Raw genomic sequence first — 24,526 nt, forward strand, 5'->3', positions numbered from 1 at the left:
TGTGGTTTGCGCCAAAAATAAAAACAGTTCAAGCCAAGTCACCACCTAACTTGAACTGCTTTTTCACACTGACAACATCTTCACACACAATATAAAGATTCTGTTTACTACGCTTTGGTAGCTTTTTATTACATATCATGTGGTTTGTGCCAAAAATAAAAACAGTTCAAGCCAAGTCACCACCTAACTTGAACCGCTTTTTCACACTGACAACATCTTCACACACAATATAAAGATTCTGTTTACTACACGTTGGTAGCTTTGTATTGCATATCATGTGGTTTGCGCCAAAAATAAAAACAGTTCAAGCCAAGTCACCACCTAACTTGAACTGCTTTTTCACACTGACAACATCTTCACACACAATATAAAGATTCTGTTTACTACGCTTTGGTAGCTTTGTATTGCATACCATGTGGTTTGCGCCAAAAATAAAAACAGTTCAAGCCAAGTCACCACCTAACTTGAACCGCTTTTTCACACTGACAACATCTTACACACACAATATAAGATTCTTTTTACTGCTACGTTTGAGTTACTAGAACTCTAAAGGTTGCATTTATTGCTCTTAAGAAACAATTTAACTAAGTTGTTTTGAGCTGATAAAGCAACTTTAATATTTAACTTTATTTTCGACAAACGATAAAAACAAAACCAATGAGTGAAAAAAATTAAACTATAGACTTTAGTCTAATGCATGGTGCTAAGTTTATGTATTTAATTAAAAAAATCATTCAAATTTGCAGGGAGGTTTAGACGAGTTCAGTAATACAACACAGAGTAGGTTGTATTACTGAACTCGCCTAATAGGGGATTATTCTTGAATTTTTCTAAACGTATTTACAACCCACTTCGCAAATAAATCAAGCGGGTGATTAGGCGTGCTTGATTCGTGCTGCACTAAATAGTATTTATCTTTAGTTGTTAAAGGCTGTTCGAATAATTTGTAAAGCCATTGCTCATCTAGCCAGCTTTGGCTAATAGGCAGTGGAATAAGTGCAATGCCCATGCCTTGCTGCGCTGCACGCGCTACACCAAACATGCTATCTATTTGAATAATCTGCGAAGGAGAAAAATCATCAATCCCTGCTTTTTCGGCCCACTGATGCCAAGCCCAAGGGCGAGCTTTGTGCAAGATTAGCGGAACTTGGTTAAGGGCTTGACGATGATCGTCCCTCCACTGATCGAGCAATTTTTTATTACATGCAGGAATATATTCAAGGTTAAACAACTCAGTCGCTAACCCTTCAGTAGGTTTACCAGAGGACAATACAATAGATAAATCGCTATGACGCGTTAATTCTTTGCGTGTTTTAAGCGTGTCCATTTGCAGGTTTATATTAGGATGCTCTGAGGTCCACTCACTTAATTTAGGCATGAGTAGTTCGCTGGCAAAAAATTCAGGCAGGGTAATCGTCAAATTTGTATTTTGCTGCATCTGACTAAACTCATTAATGGTGCTCTCTAACATTGTGATGATAGGAGACACAGCATCAAAAAAGTTTTTACCCGCTGTGGTTAAGCTAATTGAACGCGTTTTACGTTGAAAAAGCTCAATACCAAGTTGTTCTTCAAGTTGTTTTATTTGATGGCTTACCGCAGACGGCGTTAAGTACAGCTCATTAGCTGCATGCTTAAAACTTAGGCTTCTTGCGGCAAAGCAAAAAGAGCGAAGGCCACGAATAGGAGTTTGCATGTTTTCCAGAATTATTTAATTTATTGAGACGCCTTACTTAGGCAAAATTTGAACCAACTATTTAATGTTTAAATATCAATAGGTTAAAAATAAAATTGACGCTAGTTCACAAAAAGGGTGCAGGCTATCCACAAAATAGTGCAAAGAATCTAAGCGCTTACATTTAGTTTATATTTGTATTATAGATAAAATTTACTACAGATGTATGAATGACGGTAAAAATAATGACAAAAGATAAAAAAAATCCCTCGTAAGAGGGATTTTGGGTAACTCAGCGCCATTGGCACTGGGAATGAGGTCGGTACAGGGTAAAGCGTTATTTTAAGCTAAAGCCTAAAAAACCATTTCTGGAACTTCACCGTCAACAAGTAATTTACCTGCTGTTTTACTAATGATTTCATCAACAGATACGCCCGGAGCACGTTCTAATAGATGAAATGCGCCGTCTTTAACTTCTAATACGGCTAAATCTGTCACTATTTTTTTAACGCAATTAACGCCAGTAAGCGGTAAAGAGCAGGCTTCTAATAGTTTAGAGTCACCATGCTTACTTGCATGGGTCATAGTAACAATAATGTTTTTCGCGCCAGCGACTAAATCCATCGCGCCACCCATGCCTTTAATCAGCTTTTTAGGGATCATCCACGATGCGATGTTGCCGTTCTGGTCAACTTCAAATGCACCCAGAACGGTTAAGTCTACATGACCACCCCGTATCATGGCAAAACTATCTGCACTATTAAATATGGCTGCACCTGTGGCTGCTGTCACGGTTTCTTTACCCGCGTTAATCATATCGGCGTCTAGCTCTGCTTTAGTTGGGTACGGGCCCATGCCTAAAAGGCCATTTTCGGACTGTAACATAACTTCAATATCATCTGGTACATAGTTTGCGACGAGTGTCGGAATTCCTATGCCCAAATTTACGTAGTAACCATCTTGAAGTTCTTGTGCAACGCGCATTGCAACTTGTTCACGTGATAATGCCATAATTTTGCTCCTGCTTAATCTCGTGTTGTTACACGTTCAATGCGTTTTTCAAAGCTGCCTTTAATAACGCGATTTACAAAAATACCCGGGGTATGAATTTGGCTTGGTTCAAGCTCACCCGGCTCTACAATTTCTTCTACTTCGGCAACGGTAATTTTGCCCGCTGTTGCCGCCATTGGATTAAAGTTCATGGCGGTGTGTCTAAACACTAAATTACCAAAGCGGTCGGCTTTCCACGCTTTAACAATGGCAAATTCACCTGTTATAGATTCTTCTAAAATATACGGGCGACCATTAAACTCTCTTACGTCTTTGCCTTCAGCAACTGGAGTACCGTAACCGGTTGCGGTGTAAAACGCAGGTATACCCGCGCCACCAGCACGCATTTTTTCAGCTAGTGTACCTTGAGGCGTAAGCTCTACATCAATTTCGCCACTTAATAACTGCTGCTCGAATAGGGCATTTTCGCCAACGTACGAGGCAACTACTTTTTTAATTTGTTTGTCTTGTAATAAAATACCTAAACCAAAGTCATCAACACCACAGTTATTAGATACTACGGTTAAGTTTTTTGTTTGCATGTGCTTAATTTGTTTAATTAAGCCCTCAGGAATACCACATAAACCAAAACCACCGGCAATAATGGTATCGCCGTCTTTTAATCCTTCCATTGCAGCTTCGTAACTCGAAACTACCTTATCAAAACCGGCCATGAGTCTCTCCTCATTGTGTGCTATTTGTTGTTAACTATCTTTAATCATCATTTCATAAGATAGCTATTTAACCTGAACTCTGGTTAATAGATTTACTAACATATGAATCAGGGTGATATTTAAATTTATTTTCTCTAGCCAGAGATTTTCAGTGAAAACAAGGCGAATTTACGCGTCAATAGCTGGCCTATTGCAAGTAAATTCAACGTAGTTAGTGCTGAAAATAGCTGCTCGAGATAGATTTATTATCCAGAGCTCAGGTTATTTTGTGTGCAGTGCCACAGATACTTTGCTCACAGGTTGCTTACCAAGTGCTTTGGTTATTTCCCAGCCAGCGTCACTTAACCTTTGTAAATCAATTGAGTGTTCAATGCCAAGCCCTTGCAGTAAGTAAACTACATCTTCGGTGGCAACATTTCCTGACGCCCCCTTAGCATAAGGACAGCCACCAAGGCCCGCGACTGCCGCGTCAACCGTTGCAATACCTAGGCTTAAAGCTGCGTAAATATTTGTGAGCGCTTGGCCGTATGTATCATGAAAATGCACGGCCAACTTGGCTTTATCAACGTGCGTTAAAAGTAACTCGATTAATTGCGTTACTTTTTTAGCGGTGCCAACACCTATGGTATCGCCAAGGCTTACTTCGTAACAGCCTAAATCTAATAGCTTTTGCGATACCTTAAGTACTACTTGCGGGTCAATCTCCCCCTCGTATGGGCAACCGAGTACACAGCTTACATAACCACGTACACGAATATTATTCGCTTTAGCAAACGCTATTACTTCGCTAAAGCGTTCAATACTTTCGTCTATTGAGCAGTTGATATTTTTTTGACAAAACGACTCACTCGCAGCTGTAAATATAGCAAATTCTTTAATGCCAACAGCGTGCGCTGCTTGTGCACCTTTTAAGTTAGGTGTAAGGGCGCTTAAATTTACATTGGGTAAATCAAGGGCTGATATTACATCCGCTGAGTCTGCCATTTGCGGCACCCACTTAGGTGAGACAAACGCGCCCGCTTCAATATCTTTTAAACCTGCAGCACTTAGGGCGTTAATAAGCGCTACTTTATCGGCTGTGCTTACTGTCTTTTCGTTTTGTAGGCCGTCTCGCGCGCCAACTTCAACAATACGTACTTTATTTGGAAAGGCACTCATTATGCACCTTCCTCTGTTGTATCTTCGACAATAGCAAGTAAGGCTCCATGCGTTACTAATTCGCCTTCACCAAAACAGTAGCTTCTTAAAATGCCGTCGTGTGGTGCGTTAAGCGTGTATTCCATTTTCATGGCTTCGATAATAACAACCGCATCGCCTTTGGTAATTGTGCTACCAATGTCGATTAAGTGCTTAACTACTGTGCCATTAAGCGGCGCGGCAAGTGGCAAAGCTTCGCTTTCGTGCGAACTAATATAATGTTTATCAACTAGTTCAAGCTTAGTTTGCAGTGCTTTATTCATAACAGTGACAATATTGCCCGCAGTACTATTACCAACCGTAGTTACGTGCGCGCTATGTTTTTCACCATTAATAAATACAGTGCACAGATTATTATTTAATGTGCCTTGTAGTTTAAATACATGCTCGTTATGCGTAATATTATAGCCCGCTGTCGTTTTTATAGCGCTTAGCTGTAAATCGGCAAAAGGGACTTTAATTGCTTGTGGTGCATTGAGTGTAAAACCACTCAGTTGTTGCCACGGGCTTGCACTGTATTGCGCATTTTGGGTGTTAGTTAGCGATTCTAAATAGGCAAAAGCACCAATAAGTTGGCTTGCTTGCAACAGTTGCTCATCAACCGCAACTAACGAATCACCCTGCTCAGCAATAAAGTGTGTGCTTGGCGCACCTTGTTTAAACGTAGGGTGGCTTGCTAAATTATGTAAAAAGCCAATGTTAGTGCTAAAACCTGCTAAATGAAATTGCTCAAGGGCTTGTTGTAAGCGGCTCAGTGCTTGTTCGCGATTGTCGTCATGCACAATAAGTTTTGCAATCATCGGATCGTAAAACGGGCTAATTTCGTCGCCTTGTGCAATGCCTGTATCAATGCGTACAAATTCACTGTTAAGGGGTGTGTGTAGTGCTTCAATAGTGCCCGAGCACGGAATAAAGTCGTTGGCTGGATCTTCTGCGTATATACGCGCTTCAAAGCTATGACCCTGCAATTGAATATTACTTTGTGTCATTGGCAATGTTTGCCCACCCGCAATATTAATTTGCCAATTGACTAAATCTACACCGGTTACCATTTCGGTCACTGGGTGTTCTACTTGAAGGCGCGTATTCATTTCCATAAAGAAAAATTCATCGCCACAAAGTAAAAACTCAACCGTACCTGCGCCTCTATAATTTATAGCCAGTGCACAACGTACAGCGGCTTCGCCCATTTCTTTGCGTAGTGCGTCAGATAAACCCGGAGCAGGGGCTTCTTCAATTACTTTTTGATGACGACGTTGCAAAGAACAATCACGATCGCCTAAATAAACACAGTTACCGTAGTTATCTGCAAATACTTGCACTTCTACATGGCGAGGTTGGTTTACATAGCGCTCTAATAACACTAAGTCGTTACCAAAACCGGCAATCGCTTCACGTTGCGCACCTTGTAGTGCGCTCATAAAGTCTTGTGCTTTTTCAACCACACGCATGCCTTTACCACCGCCACCAAAGGCCGCTTTAATGAGTACAGGGTAGCCAATTTTTTCAGCTTCACTTTGTAAAAAAGCAGGGTCTTGCTTATCACCGTAATAACCAGGCACTAACGGTACATTAGCAGCTGCCATTATTTCTTTAGCGCGGGTTTTAGACCCCATTGCTTCAATGCTACTTGCTGGTGGCCCTATAAAAGCAATGTTATTAGCTTCGCAGGCTTTAGCAAATTCGCTGTTCTCAGATAAAAAACCATAGCCTGGGTGAATACAGTCAGCGCCGCAGTCTTTGGCAACTTGTAAAATTTTGTCTGCTACTAAATACGAATCTTTACTTGGCGCGGCACCAATATGGTAAGCCTCGTCAGCCATTTTTACGTGCTGGGCATGTTTGTCTGCATCAGAGTAAACCGCGACCGTGGTTAAGCCCATTTGTTTTGCGCTGCGCATTACACGGCACGCAATTTCTCCACGATTGGCAATCAGTATTTTTTGTAATCGTTGTGTGTTCATAATCAATCCTACAGTTGCCAAGCGGGTGGGCGTTTATCAAAAAAAGCACTTAGCCCTTCTTGACCTTCTTCAGATACGCGAATTTTTGCAATACGCTCTGCGGTAAGCTCAATGAGTTCATCGGTTATTGGTTTATTTGCTACATCGTTAATTAATGCTTTTGCGGCTTTTACTGCAACAGGTCCGTTATCAATCAGTGTTTGCAGCATATTATCGAGCGCACAGTCTAAATTACCGGTTACTTGATGAATTAAGCCAAGTTGCTTAGCAGTATGTGCATCAAACACTTCAGCCGTTAAAAAGTACCTGCGAGCAGCGCGCTCACCAATAGCTTTAATAACGTATGGACTAATAACCGCCGGAATAAGACCCAGTTTTACTTCACTTAAACAAAATTGTGCATCGTCTTTACTAAGGGCTATGTCGCAACAGGCTATTAAGCCCAGAGCACCACCAAAAGCGGCACCTTGCACAGCACAAATTGTAGGATGCGGGGAGCTTGCCAATACCTGCATTAATTTAGCTAATTGCATTGAATCAGCTAGGTTATCGGTGTAATTGTTATCAGCCATTGATTTCATCCAGGCTAAATCGGCGCCTGCTGAAAAGTGTTGACCCTCTGTTTTTAAAACCAAAGCACGAATATCAAGCGTATTTGCATGTTCAATACACTGGATCAGCTCATGTATTACTTCGCTGTTAAATGCGTTTCTTTTTTCTGGGCGACTTAACACAAGTACAGCCACATTAGATTTTGTAATTTGTAGTGTTACTGACATTTTGCGCTCCGGTTACATTCTAAATACGCCAAATTTCGAATCACGTTTTGGTGCGTTATTCGCAGCTGTTAACGCAAGACCTAATACATTACGCGTGTCAGCAGGGTCTATAATGCCGTCATCCCACAAGCGTGCGCTGGCGTAATACGGATGACCTTGCTGTTCGTACTGATCAATAATTGGCTTTTTAAAATCACTGATTTCTTGCTCGCTCATGGTTTGGCCTTTGCGTGCTAAACCATCTTGTTTAACTTGCGCCATTACACCGGCTGCTTGCTCGCCGCCCATTACCGAAATACGGGCATTAGGCCACATCCACATCATGGTTGGTTCAAATGCGCGGCCACACATACCGTAGTTACCTGCGCCGTATGAGCCGCCAATAAGTACTGTGAATTTAGGCACATCAGCACACGAAACCGCCATCACCATTTTAGCGCCGTGCTTAGCAATACCTTCGGCTTCGTATTTTTTACCCACCATAAAGCCGGTAATATTTTGTAAAAATACTAAAGGAATATTGCGCTGAGCACACAGTTGAATAAAGTGCGCGCCTTTTTGCGCCGACTCACTAAATAAAATACCGTTATTAGCCACTATGCCAACAGGATTGCCGTAAATACTGGCAAAACCGGTGACCAGCGTTTCACCAAAGTAACGTTTAAATTCATCAAATGATGAGTCGTCCACTGTGCGCGCTATTACTTCGCGTACATCAAATGGCTTTTTAAGGTCGGTGCCCACAATGCCGTAAAGCTCGTTTATATCGTAACGGGGTGGTTTTACATCATCTAGAAGAGGGGCCGTAGGGCGTGTATAATTAATACGCTCAATACATTGGCGCGCAATAGACAGCGCATGGGCGTCGTTTTCAGCGTAGTGATCGGCAACACCCGAAATTTTACAGTGCACATCGGCGCCGCCTAACTCTTCGGCTGTTACTTCTTCGCCGGTTGCTGCTTTTACAAGGGGCGGACCTGCTAAAAATATAGTGCCTTGATCTTTTACAATAATACTTTCATCTGCCATTGCAGGTACGTACGCACCACCTGCGGTACATAAGCCCATTACTACAGCAATTTGTGGAATGCCTTTACCCGACATACGGGCTTGATTGTAAAAAATACGACCAAAATGCAGCTTATCTGGAAATACATCATCTTGCTCTGGCAGATTTGCACCGCCCGAATCCACCAAATAAATACATGGTAAGTGGCAACGCTCGGCGATATCTTGTGCGCGTAAATGCTTTTTAACGGTAAGCGGAAAATATGTACCGCCTTTAACCGTGGCATCGTTTGCAATAATCATGCATTCAACGCCTTTAACACGGCCAATACCGGCTACCACGCCTGCACAAGGTATTGCTTGTTCGTACACACCAAAGGCAGCAAATTGCGAAATTTCTAAAAACGGTGAGCCTTCGTCAATTAATGTATTTATGCGGTCGCGTACAAATAATTTACCACGGCCTTCGTGGCGCTCTTTTAATGCAGCGCCTCCGCCTTGGCTAATTGTTACTACTTTACTGCGTAAATCATCCACCAGCGCTGACATATTTTTATGGTTTTGCACAAACGTTGGGTCGTGAGGATTAACGCTCGATTTTAAAATAGTCATGGTTTAATCCTTAACGGCTTTCTGTGAAAAGTTCGCGGCCAATAAGCATGCGGCGTATTTCTGATGTACCTGCACCAATTTCGTATAATTTAGCGTCACGAAGCAGGCGACCCGTTGCGTATTCGTTTATGTAGCCATTGCCACCTAAAATTTGAATTGCATCTAGCGCCATTTTAGTTGCAAGCTCTGCGGCGTATAAAATGGCACCGGCGGCATCTTTACGGGTGGTTTCGCCTCGGTCACACGCTTTAGCTACCGTGTATACGTATGAGCGCGCAGCATTCATTTGTGTATACATGTCGGCTATTTTGCCTTGAATTAACTGAAATTGACCAATAGGGGTATCAAACTGTTTACGCTCATGAATATACGGTACCACTATGTCCATACACGCTTGCATTATGCCAAGCGGGCCCGCTGCAAGTACTACGCGTTCGTAATCAAGGCCACTCATAAGTACTTTAACGCCTTCGTTTAAGTTACCTAAAATGTTTTCCTCGGGTACTTCGCAGTTTTCAAATACTAGCTCACAGGTATTTGAGCCGCGCATACCCAGTTTGTCGAGCTTTTGTGCTGTTGAAAAACCAGGAAAGTCACTTTCAACAATAAATGCGGTAATGCCTTTAGCGCCAGCGTTTAAATCTGTTTTAGCGTAAATAACGAGTGTGTGTGCGTCTGGGCCATTGGTGATCCACATTTTATTACCGTTTAAAATGTACTTATCTCCTTTTTTTTCGGCTTTGAGTTTCATCGATACTACGTCAGAGCCCGCATTAGGCTCGCTCATTGCAAGAGCACCAATGTGCTCACCACTAATAAGCTTAGGTAAGTATTTTTCTTTTTGAGCTTGTGACCCGTTACGGTTAATTTGATTAACGCACAGGTTTGAATGTGCTCCATAGCTTAACCCTATAGAGGCACTGGCACGGCTAATTTCTTCCATAGCAATAACATGTTCTAAGTAACCTAAACCGGCGCCGCCAAGTTCTTCAGATACGGTCATACCTAGTACGCCCATTTCGCCCATTTGAGACCAAAGTTGATTTGGAAAAGCGTTATCTAAGTCCGTTTTTTCAGCAAGCGGGGCAATCTCCTGACTCGCAAAACTGTTTACGTGGTCGCGGATCATATCGGCGGTTTCGCCAAGGCCAAAGTTCATTTCTTTATATAGTGAAATAGTGCTCATGATTCATTCCTGTGTGACGTGTGTGTTGTCAGTGTGTTGTTATTTTAAAAATAAACTTACTCGTCTATTTTATTAAGCGTGTCTCTACAGCGGCGCTCGGCCGTCACCAACTCCATAAGAACAACTTTAATGTCGTCCATTTGTTGAGATAGGTCTGCTTTTTTTTCTGAAATAAGGTCAAGCATAGTAACCAACTGCTTAGCGCTTGATTTATCTGCGTCGTACAGTTCAAACAAACGACCGGTTTCGGCCAATGTAAAGCCCAATCGTTTACCACGTAATATTAGTTTTAAACGCACTTTATCGCGTTTTGAATAAATACGGGTTTGACCATTACGTTCTGGCGTTATTAACCCTTGGTCTTCGTAAAAGCGAATAGAGCGGGTTGTAATGTCAAATTCTTTAGCGAGTTCGCTAATGCTAAATGTTTGTTCATTACTGGCCGGCATTTTGGCTGAGCTTGCAAAGTTTGTTTGATTATCTGGTTTCATAATTGTATTTACCTCATTCGAATAACTCCAATATAAGTGAAGTTTACGTAAAGGTAAAGCTTGGTGTGATTTGAAACTATTTATAAAGGGATGTTTAAGCGAGGTGTTGATTTATGTTGTTAATATTCAATGGGTTATTTTTATTTTATCAGTGTAGTCTAACCGATGGAAAATAATCCTTACACTTATAAAACTAAAAATTAAGCTGTTTTTAGTTGACGTTGGCGTAAACGTTAGTATTGTGTAAGGGTATTAAATAATAAATGAATACTAAATTAATAGAGCAAATATACTAACAACTATTTGCATATAAATACAATGGAGTTAGTTATGACTTTAGAATCAGTGGTAATTGTAGCAGCAAAACGCACCCCAATGGGTGGTTTTATGGGAGCGTTAAGTGATGCGCAGTCTACCGAGCTTGGCGCTACCGCCATTGCAAGTGTACTCACACAAACTGGTTTAGCTAATGATGCAATAGACGAAGTAATTATGGGCTGTGTATTACCAGCAGGCCTTGGACAAGCACCTGCACGCCAAGCAATGTTAAAAGCAGGCCTTGCACTTAGCACTGGCGCTACAACAATTAACAAAGTATGTGGCTCTGGTTTAAAAGCAGCCATGCTTGCAAACGATTTAATTAAAGCGGGCTCAATTCAATCTGCTATTGCTGGTGGCATGGAGAGCATGACAAATGCACCGTACTTTATACCAAAAGCGCGTGGCGGAATGCGTATGGGGCACGGTGAAATAAAAGATCACATGATGAGCGATGGCCTTGAAGACGCCTACGACAATAAAGCTATGGGTTGTTTTGCACAAGACACCGCCGACGAATACGGCATTGGTCGCGAGCAAATGGATGCGTTTGCATTAGGCTCATTAAGTAAAGCTAAAGCCGCGATACAAAATGGTAGCTTTGATAACGAAGTTGCACCCCATACAATGCAAACACGCAAAGGCGATGTAACAGTATCGATTGATGAGCAACCAGGCAACGCCCGCCCAGAAAAAATTCCTACCTTACGTGCTGCTTTTAAAAAAGACGGCACTATTACAGCCGCTAATTCATCGTCAATTTCAGATGGTGGCGCAGCGCTTATATTAATGAGCGAATCAAAAGCAAAAGAGCAGGGCTTAACACCGCTTTGTAAAATTGTAGCGCACAGCACGCATTCTCAAAAACCAAGTGAATTTACAGTAGCGCCAGTAGGGGCTATGAACAGCGTGCTTGAAAAAGCAGGTTGGGCTGTAAACGATGTTGATCTTTGGGAAATTAACGAAGCATTTGCCATGGTAACCATGCTGGCTATTAACGAGTTAAAACTTGATGAAAGCAAAGTAAACGTTAATGGCGGTGCATGTGCATTGGGTCATCCAATTGGTGCAAGCGGCGCGCGTATTTTAGTAACGCTTATTCATGCCCTTAAAAACCGAGGCCTTAAAAAAGGCATTGCGTCTTTATGTATTGGTGGCGGTGAAGCGGTTGCTATGGCCGTAGAAGCGTATTAACTAGGTATTTAATAGTTATAAGAAAGCTGTACGAATAACTATAAAAGCGCTGCACTAATAATACTAACAAAGCGGCGCTACCAATTTTAAAAGAGAACACACAACTCACACACTAGGATTTAATCATGCACCAAGTACCACTACTTATTAATGGCGAATTTATTCAATCAGCATCAAAAGAGCTTATCGATGTTATAAACCCAGCAACTCAAGAAGTACTTGCACAAGTGCCATGTACCACAGAATCAGAAATGGACGCGGCAATTGCCTCAGCTTCTGAGACGTTTAAAACATGGAAAGACGTACCTATTACTGAACGTGCTCGCATTATGATGAAGTACGCGGCGCTATTAAAAGAACATCATGATGAGCTTGCTACCATTATTTGCCATGAATTGGGTAAAACATTTGAAGATGCAAAAGGCGATGTTTGGCGCGGTATTGAAGTAGTAGAACAAGCAGCAAACGCACCATCATTAATGATGGGTGAAACAATGGAAAACGTAGCGCGTAAAATCGATACGTATTCTTACATGCAGCCACTTGGCGTATGTGCGGGCGTAACACCATTTAACTTTCCTGCAATGATCCCACTTTGGATGTTCCCGCTGGCTATTGTGTGTGGTAACACCTTTATTTTAAAACCGTCAGAGCAAGATCCACTTACACCAATGCGCTTAGCTGAGCTATTTATTGAAGCCGGCGCACCAAAAGGCGTATTACAGGTTGTTCATGGTACAAAACCACAAGTAGACCGCTTACTAGAAGATAAAGCAGTGCGTGCTATTTCGTTTGTAGGCTCGTGTAGTGTAGGTGCTTATATTTATTCTAAAGGCACACAAAATCTTAAACGCGTGCAAGCGTGTGTTGGCGCTAAAAACCACATGGTTATTATGCCTGATGCAAGTAAATCGCACGTTGTAAACAACCTAGTAGGCGCATCAGTAGGTGCTGCTGGCCAGCGTTGTATGGGTATTTCGGTTGCTGTGTTTGTAGGTCAAGCAAGTGAGTGGGTAGATGAAATTAAAGCAGGCTTTGAAAATGTACGCCCAGGCGTGTGGGATGATGCAAACGCGGCATACGGGCCGCAAACATCAAAAGCAGCAAAAGCACGTATTTTATCACTCATTGCCGGTGGTAAAGAGCAAGGCGCTACCTGTTTAATTGATGGTTCTGACTTTACGGTTGAAGGGTATGAGCAAGGTAACTGGGTTGGCCCAACGTTATTTACTGACGTAACCAAAGAAATGGATTTATACAAAGAAGAAATATTCGGTCCAGTACTGGCGTGTATGTTTGTAGACACGCTTGATGAGGCAATCGCACTTATTAACGACAGCCCTTACGGTAACGGCACCTCGTTATTTACGTCAAGCGGCGCAGTGGCTCGTAAATTCCAACACGAAATTGAAGTAGGCCAAGTAGGTATTAATGTGCCAATTCCGGTGCCACTTCCGTTCTTTTCGTTCACTGGTTGGAAAGGCTCGTTTTATGGCGATACACACACGTACGGTAAACAAGGTATTCGTTTTTACACAGAAACTAAAACGATTACATCACGTTGGTTTGAAGACGATATTGCTTCGGGTCCAAACATGAGTATTAACTTAAAATAATCGTAATTAAAAAAATGAGTAAATAAAAGAATAATTAATAAAAAAGATGGGCGCGAAGGCTACTTCACACACAACACACACATAAGCCTTCGCCGCTCGTCACAAACTATCCCTGTGACGGGAAACACTAACAACACAACTAACACAATTAAAGAGGTCTACAATGGACTTTAACTTATCTGAAGATCAACAAGCCTTTACTCAAACAGCACGCCAATTTGCCGAGTCAGAACTTGCGCCCCATGCAGCAAAATGGGATCGCGAACATATCTTTCCTAAAGACACGATTAAAGCAGCGGGCGAGCTTGGTTTTTGTGGTTTATACACGCCAGAGGAAGCAGGCGGCCTTGGTTTATCACGTTTAGATTCGAGCATTATTTTTGAACAGCTTGCTATGGGCTGTACAGCAACAACGGCCATGTTAACTATTCATAATATGGCTACCTGGATGGTAGCAAGTTTTGGTACCGATGCCGTTAAAGACAAATACGTAGAGCAATTAGTCATGGGCGAGTTACTTGCCTCTTACTGTTTAACAGAGCCAGGCTCGGGCTCAGATGCCGCATCACTTAAAACCAAAGCAGTGCTTGAGGGTGATGAGTACGTTATTAACGGCTCAAAAATGTTTATATCGGGCGCTGGCGAAACCGAAGTATTAGTGGTAATGGCACGTACAGGCGGCGAAGGCGCTGCGGGTATTTCGGCATTTGTAGTGCCTGCCGACGCAAAAGGCGTTGAATACGGTAAAGCAGAAGAAAAAATGGGTTGGAACGCACAACCAACACGGCTAATTAGCTTTGAAGATGTACGCATTCCTGCGCATAACTTATTAGGCGCAGAGGGAGAAGGCTTTAAATTTGCGATGCAAGGCCTCGATGGCGGCCGAATTAACATTGCCACATGTTCAATTGGTACAGCGCAAGCGGCGCTTAATACAGCCCGTGAATATTTAAAAGAACGTACACAATTTGGTAAGCCATTGGCTGCGTTTCAAGCATTGCAATTTAAAATTGCCGATATGAACACCGAACTTGTAGCTGCGCGCCAAATGGTTAGGCTTGCTGCATTTAAACTTGATAATAACGACGTTGAAAAAACCACTTACTGCGCCATGGCTAAACGCTTTGCTACCGATGTTGGCTTTACTGTGTGTAACGACGCACTGCAAATTCATGGTGGTTACGGTTACATAAAAGAATACCCGCTTGAGCGCCATGTACGTGATGTACGCGTTCATCAAATTTTAGAAGGCACTAACGAAATTATGCGTGTAATTATTGCGCGCCGAATTCTAGCTGAGTCTGCAAGCGACGTTTTATAAGGAGCAATGTATGTCAGAATCTAAATCTAATCCGAGTATTGAACTAACAACCGAAGGTCATGTTGCAATTTTAACTATGTCTAATCCGCCAGCAAACACCTGGACAAAAGACACATTAATTGATTTAAAAAATACCGTTAACGCGCTTAATAACAATAAAAATATTTATGCATTAGTACTGACTGGTGAAGGCGAGAAGTTTTTTAGCGCAGGTGCCGACCTAAACGTATTTGCTGGTGGCGATAAAGGCGTAGCCGCCGATATGTCGCGTGTATTTGGTGAAGCATTTGAAGCGCTTGCTAATTTTAGAGGCGTGTCGGTTGCGGCCATAAACGGCTATGCAATGGGCGGCGGGCTAGAAGTTGCCCTAGCGTGCGATATACGTATTGCGGAAGAGCAAGCACAAATGGCGCTCCCTGAAGCTAAAGTTGGCTTATTACCCTGTGCGGGTGGTACACAAAATTTAGCATGGCTTGTAGGCGAAGGCTGGGCAAAACGCATGATTTTATGCGGCGAGCGCTTAAAAGCTGATAAAGCTCTGCAAATTGGCTTAGTAGAAGAAGTAGTACCACAGGGTGAAAGCTTTGCGGCCGCATTAAAACTGGCCAACCAAGTAGCCGATCAAAGCCCTACCTCAGTTGCAGCGTGTAAAACATTGATTCAAAAAGGGCGCCATCAACCAATGGCAAGTGTATTGCCTCTTGAGCGCGAGTTATTTGTTGGTTTATTTGATACCGAAGATCAACAAGAGGGCGTAAATGCCTTTTTAGAAAAACGCCGCGCTAACTGGGTAAATGGCTAATGAGTGCTTTAACATTATTAAATAGCGCCGATGAGCCCGTGGTATTTGAAACCGCAACCGCAGAAAACGGCAGTTTAATTGGGCTTATTACACTCAATGCGCCAAAAGCCTTAAATGCACTTAATTTTGAGATGATCAAATTACTTGAGCCGCAATTGCGAGCTTGGCAAGACGATGATGCTATTGCAATGGTGTTGTTAAAAGGCGCAGGCGATAAAGCATTTTGTGCAGGCGGCGATGTTGTAAGCCTTCATCATGCAATGGCGCAAGGTAAACCAACAAGCTTAGTTGAAGAGTTTTTTACGCTTGAGTACAAGCTTGATTACCTTATTCATACCTTTGATAAACCTATCCTCGTTTGGGGTAACGGTATAGTGATGGGCGGCGGTTTAGGGTTAATGGCCGGTGCTAGCCATCGCGTCGTAACCGAAACATCTCGCATTGCCATGCCAGAGCAAACCATAGGTTTATACCCAGATGTAGGCGGCAGTTACTTTTTACATAAAATGCCACAAAACGTGGGGCTATTTTTAGGGTTAACGTCGGCATCGATTAACTGCGACGACGCGCGTTTTGTATCACTTGCCGATCACTTTATCGACAGCACTAAATATGATTCCATGCTTACGCAAATTTTAACTGCAAAGTGGGGCAAAACCGCAAGTTTAAATCATGAGCGTTTAACTAAGTTATTAACCGATTTAGACAACCAGTCGGCGCGTATGCCAAAAGGCAATATAAAAGCTAATTTAAAAACGATTCAAAAGCTGGGTGAATTTACAACCTTGCAGGAGCAAGTTGATTATATTTTAGGGCTAGCTACTGACGATAAATGGCTACAACGCGCCCAAAAGTCACTTAAACACGGATGCCCACTAAGTTGCGCACTCGTTAGTGAGCAATTAAAAACAAGTAAAGGCAAAAGCTTATTAGCGTGTTTTAAAATGGAGCTGGGTATGTCGGTTCGTGCTGGCGAAGTAGGCGAGTTTCAAGAAGGTGTAAGGGCGCTATTAATAGATAAAGACGGCGCACCTAATTGGCAGTACAAAACACTTAGTGATGTACCACAAACAATAATCGACAGCTTTTTTGCTAATCGCTTTGGCGAAAACCACCCACTCGATGGCTTAGACACGCCAATACACAAATAAAGGAAAGACGATGACTAAACTCAATATCGGTTTTATCGGCTTAGGCAATATGGGCGGCCCAATGGCGGCTAACTTAATTAAAGCTGGACATACTGTGAGCGTGTTCGATTTAAACCAGTCGGTCGTAAATGAACTTGCAAGCAAAGGCGCAAAAGCTGCGATTGATGCAAAGCAGTGTGCAACCAATGCTGACGTACTTATTAGTATGTTACCTGCGGGCAAACATGTTAAATCGCTGTATTTGGGTAATAACGACGACAGCGGTTTAATTAACGTGCTGAGCAAAAATACATTAGTAATTGATTGCTCAACAATAGATGCAGAATCAGCACGTATTGTAGGCAGCGCACTTGGCGAGCAGAGTATTAGCTTTGTAGATGCACCAGTATCGGGCGGAGTTGCAGGCGCAACCGCAGGCACACTTACTTTTATTGTTGGCGGCGAAAAAGCAGCGTTTGATAAAGCAAATACAGTGCTGAGTGATATGGGTAAAAACATATTTCATGCAGGCGATATTGGCGCAGGGCAAGTAGCAAAAATATGTAATAACATGCTACTCAGTATTTTAATGGCAGGCACCAGCGAAGCACTGCAAATGGGTATAAATAACGGCCTCGATCCTAAAGTACTTAGCGACATTATGACTGCAAGCTCTGGCCGTAACTGGACGCTTGAGCTTTACAATCCTTGCCCAGGTGTAATGGATACCGCACCGGCTAGTAACGATTACAAACCAGGCTTTATGGTTGATTTAATGGCTAAAGACCTAGGACTTGCCATGGAAGCCGCGCAGCAAAGTAGTTCATCAACCCCTATGGGTTCAATGGCTAAAAATTTATACACTATGCTACAGTACCAAGGTGCGGGTAGTGATGACTTTAGTGCCATTTTTAAACTGTTTTCTAAGTAGGAGCAACGCGTGGAAATTAAAAATAACACGGTAGTAATAACCGGTGGTGCACAAGGTTTAGGCTTTGCAATGGCGCAAAAGTTTGCCCTTATGGGCGCTAACATTGCACTTATAGATATGGCGCAAGAGTTATTAAACACAGCGTGCGAGAAACTAACACAGCTTGAAGGTGTATCTGGCGCTATTAAAGGCTACGCCGCAAACGTAACTGTTGAGAGCGAAGTAGAAAACGTATTTAATACCATTAATAGCGATTTTGGCCACATTGGTGTGCTTATAAACAACGCCGGTATTTTACGCGACGGCATGTTTATAAAAGCAAAAGACGGCAAAGTGGTTAAAAAAATGTCCCTTGAGCAATTTCAATCAGTGATTGATGTAAACCTCACCGGCGTATTTTTAGCAGGGCGCGAAGCTGCGAGCCACATGATTGAATCAGGTAAAGGCGGCGTAATAGTTAATATGTCGAGCGTAGCGCGCGCGGGTAACATAGGCCAAACAAACTACGCGGCATCAAAAGCAGGCGTAGTGGCACTTACCACCACATGGGCTAAAGAACTAGGTCGTTTTGGTATACGTGTAGGCGCTATTGCACCAGGTGTAATAAGTACCGCCATGACCGACGCCATGAAGCCAGAAGCCAAACAACGCATGCTTGCGGTAACGCCAGTAGGGCGCTTAGGCGAAAGCGACGAAATTGCGCATACTGCACAATACATAATCGAAAACGACTTTTTTACCGGTCGCGTGGTTGAAATAGACGGCGGTATTCGTTTGTAAACCGAACTGGATTAAGGTTGATTAAAAGCATAGCTCTTTGGGTTATGCTTTTTTGTTTTAAATAGGGGAGATTTATAATCTTGAAAAAGGGCTGATAACGGCGTTGGCAATTTGTTGTAAAACATGAGTAGGATACCCGTTGAATTAAAACGTAGAACATTTTAGCGTTCTAAATAACTCATTAACTGCGTTAAAAACTTCTCATATAGACAAACAATATAACTAAATTTTTGCCTTGTTACTGAGATATTTATAATCTTGAAAAAGGGCTAATAACACCGTTGGCACCTTGTTGTAGTACATGGGTATATATTTGTGTAGTACGCACATCACTGTGACCTAATTGTGTTTGTACTGTGCGTATATCAGCGCCGCTTTGTAGCAAATGCGTAGCGAATGAGTGGCGCAAAGTATGTGGGGTAACGTGTTTGTTAATATTTGCATCAAAAGCGGCTTTTTTAACAGCGCGTTGTAATTGCTTTTCATCAATATGATGGCGCCTTAATTGTTTACTCTCGGGATCAAGACTTAATTTATGTGATGAAAATAAATGTTGCCAGCCCAGCTGCTTATTATGATTTGGATATTTTTTACGTAACAAATGCGGCATGTACGCACCGCAATATAAAGGGTTTTTCAGATCTAATTGCAGGTAACTATCAACTAATTGTATTTGAGAACGTAATTGGGGTGTGAGCTCTACTGCAAGCGTTACAACACGATTTTTGCCTCCTTTGCCATCCCAAATTCGAATGCAGTTATAGTCAAAGTCAATATCGTGTACCCGTAAACGCAGTACCTCCATTAATCGCATACCACTGCCATAAAGTAATCCACAGGGTAAATAATGCTTTGCAGAGCACACTTTAAAAAAATTATTTATTTCTTGCTGCGTTAAAACTACCGGTAGTTTAGTTGCTCGTTTGCTCTTAATAAAACTTAATGATAATGAAAGTGGCTTTTTAATCACTTCTTTAAATAAAAAGCTCAACGCATTTAAGGCTTGTGTTTGAGTGTTAGGAGCAACATTTTGTTGATTGACTAAGTAATTTAAAAAAAGTTCGACCTCATTATCTCCCATCGTTGTTGGGTGCCTCATAGAGTTAAATCGAATAAACGAAGCTATCCAGTATAAATACGCTTTAATAGTACTTTTAGCATAACGCTTTAGATACATTTGTTCGGCTATCATAGTTAAAAAAGGTGATTTCATGATATGAATCTCTAGTAAAAGTTAACTGTATATATAGACAGTGCTTGTTGTTTTGTCCAATATTACTGATCTCCACCATTTCGGTGTATTTGTGCATTGATTAAAAATAATTTCCAGTTAACTAATTGTTTACAGTTGTTTATTTGATGGTTAAGATAAATGCATTGTAATATATGGACATTTGTCGGTTTATAAAACGACAAATGTCGTAGACAAAGTTGTTATGTATTAATCAGAAACTTGGTGAAAATTATTCAAATTGTCGAAATATCAAAAATAGTTAGAGATGTATATTTAAAGCACAAAGATGAATTGGATATCCCTCATTTTTTCAGCTTCCCAGAAAACTGCTGTGAAGGAGCTTCATTATTTCTTGGTTATTATTTGTTTTTGCGCTTCCCTGATAATAAATTTGAAATAATTCGAGGTCTCAATAAATCAGCTTATGACCATATTTACCATCTTTGGTTAGAAGTTGACGGTAATATTTTTGATCTAACTATCGATCAATTCCCTGAATATGAAAACCCTATATTTAATTCTCAACAACCTCACCCTATGAGTGATATATTTATCGAAGACAAAAGATTAGAGTTAATCATTTACTTGGATTATTACTTCAATAAAGTAGTTGAGAGTGAAAAATTTACAAAGTTATTTTGTAGGTTTAGCGAGTTGGTGAAAGTTAATACATAACAAGCCATTACAGTAACGGGACTGCTAACAGCTTGCTCGGTTCCGCTTCGCTACACATTTTAGCAAGCTATTATCAGCCCCTGAATGGGGCGTTATATTTCAAAGGAGTTTGGTATATGTTGAGGATTATTTTATTTGCTCTTATGCTTTCTCCGCTGACGGTATTCGGATGTTCTTGTTTCAGCGAAGCAAAAAGCTTTAAAGACGAAACGAACGAATATGACGCAATTTTCACTGGTGTAGCACTTAAAACAGTTAAAATATCAGGAGATTGGGACACTTCGTTTTACAAGACAGAATTGAAAGTCCAGCAAGTATGGAAAAATAAGGCTGTACTTAACTCTGTTTTTATTAAAACAAATATTGAAAAAAATTCTTGTGGTGGTCCCGCTCCAACAATTGGAAATACATTTCTTGTGTTCGCACACGTAACTAAAGATGGTCTTTACGCGACTGGTGGTTGTTCAACATTTATGGATCTAGAGCAAGTAGAACAAAATTTAAGCACTTTAAACTTTAAAGAAAAGGAAGAGTGGCAAACTGTAATCAAAGGTATGTGGTCTGATTTAGGGAGACCGCTTGTCGTTTATAGCAAATGAAATATAACAAGTTGCTTAAACGGACAAAAAACAGTTGGCTTTTGCTCGTGCCTCGCTTATTTTAGCCAACAATTTTTTGCGCGCTTAGCAAGGCGTTAGGCATCAAGGAGCTCATTTGAAAACTTTACTACTCTTAATCACTTTTTTTACCTCGCTAACTGTAAATGCAGAAAACTTAGTCAAAATACATGCACCTCATTATGAAACATTTGCTTGTGTAGAGCATTGGGAAGGACAGTTCAATGGTCGGGTTAGAGATGCTCGAGGTACAGACTGTATTATCCAAGAATTCACGGGAGAAGATGACCGATATTTTATTCAGCCATTTACAGGCAAAGGTCATAAGAATGAAGATTGGTTTGGATATAATAAGCAGGTTTTGGCACCTTGCGACTGCACTGTAGAAAAAGTGCACATTAACCCTATTACTAATCAACCAGGTATTCAAACTCCAGGGATCGCGAGCTCAATTACATTTGAAAAATCAGATGGTACGAAAATATCATATGCACATATTAAAGACGTTACAGTGCAGGTCGGAGATAAAGTTAAAGCTGGAGATATTGTAGCAAAAGTCGGGAATAATGGCTGGGCACGTAATCCACATATACATATCGCAGCATGGAAAGACTTGATTCCGATGCAGATCCAGTTTGATCAAAAAACAATAGAATTAAAAGACCGTGGGTTAATGAAAAAGTAAATGCCTAACAACACGCCCTGAGGTGGACGACTAGTAAAATTTAGCTATTAATTGCAAATTTTAAAAGTGGTGAGCCTCTGCGTTTTAATGCTGCTAAATACGTTGATTCATCGTAGAGTGTATTCGTTTTCCAACACCTAAATACAATCCTTATCCATTTAAATGCCAGTGATCTAATAATGCTGTTGTGCGGCTTACCCTTGGCTTTTTGTTGCTCATAATACGCTTTAGCCCAAAATGAATAACGAATAGAAAAGCCTGCCCATTCTACAAATGTTTGCCTTAAAAAAGTGGGGCAACTATAACGCCAATGAGTCCACATCTTTTGACCACTGCGCTCAATAATAGGCGCTATACCCGCGTACTTTTGAAGCTCTGCAGCATCATTGTAACGCGCACGATTACTTCCAAAAGCAACAAGTAAACGTGGGGCGAGTTGTGGACCTGCACCGGGTAAGCTATCAAATATCTTTTTATCCTGCTGGGCTTTATAAGCCGATTTTATTGCTTTATCGAGCTTTTCAATACCTTTTAATAACACTTTAAATTGCGTAATAAGCAATTCAACGAGAATTTGATTAGGCACAATGACGCCTTCATCCAGAGTTAATGGCATTGAATTTTTAATACTGTCTAATCGTGCATTATTGACCGTGGAATAGTGTGAGTTATGACTCTCAAAAAAGTCGAGTAAAGTCTGTTTTCTTGCTTTTTTAACCGCAGTGAGTGACGGCCACTTCTGAATGAAGTCGCAGAATATATACGTGTCCTTTTCTTTAAACCATTCAAGTACCTGTGGGTAATAATTCTTTAATGTCGCTGTTATTTTATTGGATAAATCGACACTGTCTTGCACTAAACTTCGGCGATATTCAACAAGCTGAGACAGCGTTCGCATAGCTGCTGACTCAGGCTCAATGACAGACAGCTTATCCATGTGTAACGTGAGAATTTCAACTTGTACAAAGGCATCTGATGGGTCATCTTTTGCGCCACTGGGCGTAAAAGCCTGGCGGTATTTAGCAACAGCACAAGGATTAACGGTAAATAAAGTAAGATGGTCGTATTTAGCTAATGCATAAATAAGCGGGCCTTTTTTAAGCTCACAAACAATCGCTATTTTCTGCTCTGGATAACGCTGCTTAATATCCATAGCCCATTCATGCAACGCTTCAGGTGTGTGTTTAATAACGGTGTAATGATATTTATTAGTGCCTGTTGGGTGTTCACAAATATCATGTTTTTTATCAGCCCAATCTATGCCAATGAGTACAGCAAAATTATCAACGTTATATGCTTTCATTTTATAGCGCCTACGGTTAAAGTTAAGGACGGAATGTGCTTAAATCTCGTTTCTCGCAGGTCTTATAGATAGTCTTGGTCGGCAATCCCTGAGAAAAAATAACAGTGACACCCATCCTTAATTTATTAAATCAACAGGCTTGCAAAAAATTTAACAGGGATAAAAATAGTTTTTTTTACCCAAAACTCTAAACACGTTTTATTAAAGAGAAGCTTTTCTTTAACCTAACCTTTCGTTCAAAAAAAGCACAAACGGCTTTTTAATTTTACGTAAAAAGTCAGTAATCGACTGTACCTGGACTAGAGCTTGGGGATGGTTAAGACATCAAATTATAAAGAATTATTTAAAATACTCGTACGTATCAATTTTGTTAAACCTAGGTTCAGTTATTATCAATATGATTATTATCTGAAATTAATCCAGTGCTCGCACTACTAATTAAATTATGGAGATCCCCATGAGTAAGCAGATAGATAAAGCAATGCCACAAGCAGAATTCATCGCGCAGGACTACCAAGGCTCAGGAAAGTTGAAGGACAAAACAATATTAATAAGCGGCGGTGATAGTGGCATTGGCCGTGCGGTGGCATTGCATGCGGCCCGTGAAGGCGCGAAGATAGCTTTTATATACCATACTGATGCTGACGCTGCAGAGCACACCCGCAAAGCAATAGAATCCGAAGGGGCAGAGGTTTTGGTTATACAGGGAAATGTTGGTAAAAGTTCAAACTGTGATGCGGCGGTGGCTAAAGTGATTGATCATTGGGGTGAGTTGCATGTTTTGGTTAATAACGCTGGTTTTCAAAAGCCATTTGATAGCTTAACTGATATTAGTGATGAGCAATGGGCAGCCCATTTTGATGTCAATATGCACGGTATGTTCTATCTGGCGCGAGCCGCGCTGCCACATCTAAATGAAGGTGCTAGCATCATCAATACCACGTCTGTCAATGCATTTGCTGGTAATAAGCATTTGGTGCCTTACACAGCGACCAAAGGAGCCATCAACGGATTTACGCGTGCACTTGCGTTGCAATTAGCACAGAAAGGTATCCGTGTTAATGAGGTCGCACCTGGCCCTGTAGTGACTGAAATTCAGCTAACTTTCAAAGGATATGACGACGATATTATAAAAGACATGGATAAGGTCACTCCAATGCAGCGAATGGGACAACCACGTGAAATGGCTGCCGCATTTGTTTATTTAGCATGTCAAGATAGCTCTTTCGTTACCGGCCAAACTATTCACGTCAATGGTGGCATGATTATCAATGGTTAAGACTT

22 protein-coding genes are annotated in these 24,526 nt (G+C 41.4%); 11 read left to right on the top strand and 11 right to left on the bottom strand.

The features are described from left to right. Window positions 1–814: 814 nt before the first annotated feature. The 9 genes from H5117_RS03080 to H5117_RS03120 form a co-directional block, all read right to left on the bottom strand. On the bottom strand, window positions 815–1,696 hold the full coding sequence (locus H5117_RS03080) for a LysR family transcriptional regulator (RefSeq protein WP_002961883.1): 882 nt from the start codon (window positions 1,694–1,696) through the stop codon (window positions 815–817). Between the two features lie 333 nt (window positions 1,697–2,029). Continuing rightward, window positions 2,030–2,686 (bottom strand): CoA transferase subunit B, encoded by a 657-nt coding sequence (locus tag H5117_RS03085; RefSeq protein ID WP_039489749.1) that lies wholly within the window; start codon window positions 2,684–2,686, stop codon window positions 2,030–2,032. 14 nt (window positions 2,687–2,700) lie between these two features. Continuing rightward, window positions 2,701–3,399, bottom strand: a complete 699-nt coding sequence (locus H5117_RS03090) for a CoA transferase subunit A (protein ID WP_182695014.1) — start codon at window positions 3,397–3,399, stop codon at window positions 2,701–2,703. A gap of 261 nt (window positions 3,400–3,660) precedes the next feature. After that, the gene (locus H5117_RS03095; RefSeq protein ID WP_182695015.1) at window positions 3,661–4,557 is read right to left on the bottom strand and encodes a hydroxymethylglutaryl-CoA lyase; all 897 of its coding nucleotides are present in this window, start codon (window positions 4,555–4,557) and stop codon (window positions 3,661–3,663) included. Beyond that, a complete protein-coding gene (locus tag H5117_RS03100; RefSeq protein WP_182695016.1) occupies window positions 4,557–6,560 on the bottom strand; it encodes an acetyl/propionyl/methylcrotonyl-CoA carboxylase subunit alpha in 2,004 nt (667 codons plus the stop codon). Before H5117_RS03100 ends, H5117_RS03095 begins: the two co-directional genes overlap by 1 nt. A gap of 8 nt (window positions 6,561–6,568) precedes the next feature. Then, window positions 6,569–7,339, bottom strand: a complete 771-nt coding sequence (locus tag H5117_RS03105) for an enoyl-CoA hydratase/isomerase family protein (RefSeq protein WP_182695017.1) — start codon at window positions 7,337–7,339, stop codon at window positions 6,569–6,571. Window positions 7,340–7,351: 12 nt separating this feature from the next. Then, entirely contained in the window at window positions 7,352–8,959 is a 1,608-nt protein-coding gene (locus H5117_RS03110) for a carboxyl transferase domain-containing protein (protein ID WP_182736109.1), read from the bottom strand. A 10-nt stretch (window positions 8,960–8,969) separates the two neighbouring features. Further along, window positions 8,970–10,145, bottom strand: a complete 1,176-nt coding sequence (locus H5117_RS03115) for an isovaleryl-CoA dehydrogenase (RefSeq protein WP_182736110.1) — start codon at window positions 10,143–10,145, stop codon at window positions 8,970–8,972. A gap of 56 nt (window positions 10,146–10,201) precedes the next feature. Then, window positions 10,202–10,636, bottom strand: coding sequence for a MerR family DNA-binding transcriptional regulator (locus H5117_RS03120; RefSeq protein WP_008135264.1), 435 nt, complete (start codon window positions 10,634–10,636; stop codon window positions 10,202–10,204). A gap of 330 nt (window positions 10,637–10,966) precedes the next feature. Between H5117_RS03120 and H5117_RS03125 the strand changes: the two genes are divergently transcribed. The 7 genes from H5117_RS03125 (at window position 10,967) to H5117_RS03155 (ending at window position 18,728) form a co-directional block, all read left to right on the top strand. Then, a complete protein-coding gene (locus tag H5117_RS03125; RefSeq protein WP_024595699.1) occupies window positions 10,967–12,148 on the top strand; it encodes an acetyl-CoA C-acyltransferase in 1,182 nt (393 codons plus the stop codon). Between the two features lie 125 nt (window positions 12,149–12,273). Then, window positions 12,274–13,764: a CoA-acylating methylmalonate-semialdehyde dehydrogenase gene (locus H5117_RS03130; protein WP_182736111.1), complete on the top strand. Its 1,491-nt coding sequence runs from the start codon at window positions 12,274–12,276 to the stop codon at window positions 13,762–13,764. Between the two features lie 163 nt (window positions 13,765–13,927). Beyond that, entirely contained in the window at window positions 13,928–15,085 is a 1,158-nt protein-coding gene (locus H5117_RS03135) for an acyl-CoA dehydrogenase family protein (RefSeq protein WP_182736112.1), read from the top strand. Window positions 15,086–15,095: 10 nt separating this feature from the next. Further along, complete coding sequence (locus tag H5117_RS03140; protein ID WP_182736113.1) at window positions 15,096–15,887, top strand: enoyl-CoA hydratase; 792 nt, start codon at window positions 15,096–15,098, stop codon at window positions 15,885–15,887. Next, window positions 15,887–17,038, top strand: a complete 1,152-nt coding sequence (locus H5117_RS03145; protein ID WP_182736114.1) for an enoyl-CoA hydratase/isomerase family protein — start codon at window positions 15,887–15,889, stop codon at window positions 17,036–17,038. The genes H5117_RS03140 and H5117_RS03145 overlap by 1 nt, the downstream gene beginning before the upstream one ends. Window positions 17,039–17,048: 10 nt before the next feature. Continuing rightward, window positions 17,049–17,948: a 3-hydroxyisobutyrate dehydrogenase gene (mmsB, locus tag H5117_RS03150; RefSeq protein ID WP_182736115.1), complete on the top strand. Its 900-nt coding sequence runs from the start codon at window positions 17,049–17,051 to the stop codon at window positions 17,946–17,948. 9 nt (window positions 17,949–17,957) lie between these two features. After that, the gene (locus H5117_RS03155) at window positions 17,958–18,728 is read left to right on the top strand and encodes an SDR family oxidoreductase (RefSeq protein WP_182736116.1); all 771 of its coding nucleotides are present in this window, start codon (window positions 17,958–17,960) and stop codon (window positions 18,726–18,728) included. Between the two features lie 250 nt (window positions 18,729–18,978). On the opposite strand, the gene H5117_RS03160 is transcribed toward H5117_RS03155, so the two are convergent. Further along, window positions 18,979–19,941 (bottom strand): integron integrase, encoded by a 963-nt coding sequence (locus tag H5117_RS03160; protein WP_182736117.1) that lies wholly within the window; start codon window positions 19,939–19,941, stop codon window positions 18,979–18,981. 243 nt (window positions 19,942–20,184) lie between these two features. Here H5117_RS03160 and H5117_RS03165 point away from each other — a divergent pair, with 243 nt between their 5' ends. From H5117_RS03165 to H5117_RS03175, 3 genes are all read left to right on the top strand, one after another. Next, a complete protein-coding gene (locus tag H5117_RS03165) occupies window positions 20,185–20,637 on the top strand; it encodes a hypothetical protein (protein ID WP_182736118.1) in 453 nt (150 codons plus the stop codon). A gap of 116 nt (window positions 20,638–20,753) precedes the next feature. After that, complete coding sequence (locus H5117_RS03170; RefSeq protein WP_182736119.1) at window positions 20,754–21,236, top strand: hypothetical protein; 483 nt, start codon at window positions 20,754–20,756, stop codon at window positions 21,234–21,236. 115 nt (window positions 21,237–21,351) lie between these two features. Beyond that, window positions 21,352–21,939, top strand: coding sequence for a M23 family metallopeptidase (locus H5117_RS03175; protein WP_182712308.1), 588 nt, complete (start codon window positions 21,352–21,354; stop codon window positions 21,937–21,939). Between the two features lie 40 nt (window positions 21,940–21,979). On the opposite strand, the gene H5117_RS03180 is transcribed toward H5117_RS03175, so the two are convergent. Further along, the gene (locus H5117_RS03180; RefSeq protein WP_182736121.1) at window positions 21,980–23,242 is read right to left on the bottom strand and encodes an IS110 family transposase; all 1,263 of its coding nucleotides are present in this window, start codon (window positions 23,240–23,242) and stop codon (window positions 21,980–21,982) included. A gap of 457 nt (window positions 23,243–23,699) precedes the next feature. Between H5117_RS03180 and H5117_RS03185 the strand changes: the two genes are divergently transcribed. Then, entirely contained in the window at window positions 23,700–24,521 is an 822-nt protein-coding gene (locus H5117_RS03185; protein WP_220488809.1) for an SDR family oxidoreductase, read from the top strand. The last annotated feature ends 5 nt before the right edge of the window (window positions 24,522–24,526 follow it).

The sequence above is a fragment of the Pseudoalteromonas sp. SG45-1 genome, from assembly GCF_014164135.1.
Lineage (GTDB): Bacteria > Pseudomonadota > Gammaproteobacteria > Enterobacterales > Alteromonadaceae > Pseudoalteromonas > Pseudoalteromonas distincta.

What these genes read in the sequence shown, in the direction of transcription:
- H5117_RS03080 (WP_002961883.1), bottom strand. Translation starts at nt 1,696, where the DNA reads ATGCAAACTCCTATTCGTGGCCTTCGCTCTTTTTGCTTTGCCGCAAGA.
- H5117_RS03085 (WP_039489749.1), bottom strand. Translation starts at nt 2,686, where the DNA reads ATGGCATTATCACGTGAACAAGTTGCAATGCGCGTTGCACAAGAACTT.
- H5117_RS03090 (WP_182695014.1), bottom strand. Translation starts at nt 3,399, where the DNA reads ATGGCCGGTTTTGATAAGGTAGTTTCGAGTTACGAAGCTGCAATGGAA.
- H5117_RS03095 (WP_182695015.1), bottom strand. Translation starts at nt 4,557, where the DNA reads ATGAGTGCCTTTCCAAATAAAGTACGTATTGTTGAAGTTGGCGCGCGA.
- H5117_RS03100 (WP_182695016.1), bottom strand. Translation starts at nt 6,560, where the DNA reads ATGAACACACAACGATTACAAAAAATACTGATTGCCAATCGTGGAGAA.
- H5117_RS03105 (WP_182695017.1), bottom strand. Translation starts at nt 7,339, where the DNA reads ATGTCAGTAACACTACAAATTACAAAATCTAATGTGGCTGTACTTGTG.
- H5117_RS03110 (WP_182736109.1), bottom strand. Translation starts at nt 8,959, where the DNA reads ATGACTATTTTAAAATCGAGCGTTAATCCTCACGACCCAACGTTTGTG.
- H5117_RS03115 (WP_182736110.1), bottom strand. Translation starts at nt 10,145, where the DNA reads ATGAGCACTATTTCACTATATAAAGAAATGAACTTTGGCCTTGGCGAA.
- H5117_RS03120 (WP_008135264.1), bottom strand. Translation starts at nt 10,636, where the DNA reads ATGAAACCAGATAATCAAACAAACTTTGCAAGCTCAGCCAAAATGCCG.
- H5117_RS03125 (WP_024595699.1), top strand. Translation starts at nt 10,967, where the DNA reads ATGACTTTAGAATCAGTGGTAATTGTAGCAGCAAAACGCACCCCAATG.
- H5117_RS03130 (WP_182736111.1), top strand. Translation starts at nt 12,274, where the DNA reads ATGCACCAAGTACCACTACTTATTAATGGCGAATTTATTCAATCAGCA.
- H5117_RS03135 (WP_182736112.1), top strand. Translation starts at nt 13,928, where the DNA reads ATGGACTTTAACTTATCTGAAGATCAACAAGCCTTTACTCAAACAGCA.
- H5117_RS03140 (WP_182736113.1), top strand. Translation starts at nt 15,096, where the DNA reads ATGTCAGAATCTAAATCTAATCCGAGTATTGAACTAACAACCGAAGGT.
- H5117_RS03145 (WP_182736114.1), top strand. Translation starts at nt 15,887, where the DNA reads ATGAGTGCTTTAACATTATTAAATAGCGCCGATGAGCCCGTGGTATTT.
- mmsB (WP_182736115.1), top strand. Translation starts at nt 17,049, where the DNA reads ATGACTAAACTCAATATCGGTTTTATCGGCTTAGGCAATATGGGCGGC.
- H5117_RS03160 (WP_182736117.1), bottom strand. Translation starts at nt 19,941, where the DNA reads ATGAAATCACCTTTTTTAACTATGATAGCCGAACAAATGTATCTAAAG.
- H5117_RS03170 (WP_182736119.1), top strand. Translation starts at nt 20,754, where the DNA reads ATGTTGAGGATTATTTTATTTGCTCTTATGCTTTCTCCGCTGACGGTA.
- H5117_RS03180 (WP_182736121.1), bottom strand. Translation starts at nt 23,242, where the DNA reads ATGAAAGCATATAACGTTGATAATTTTGCTGTACTCATTGGCATAGAT.
- H5117_RS03185 (WP_220488809.1), top strand. Translation starts at nt 23,700, where the DNA reads ATGAGTAAGCAGATAGATAAAGCAATGCCACAAGCAGAATTCATCGCG.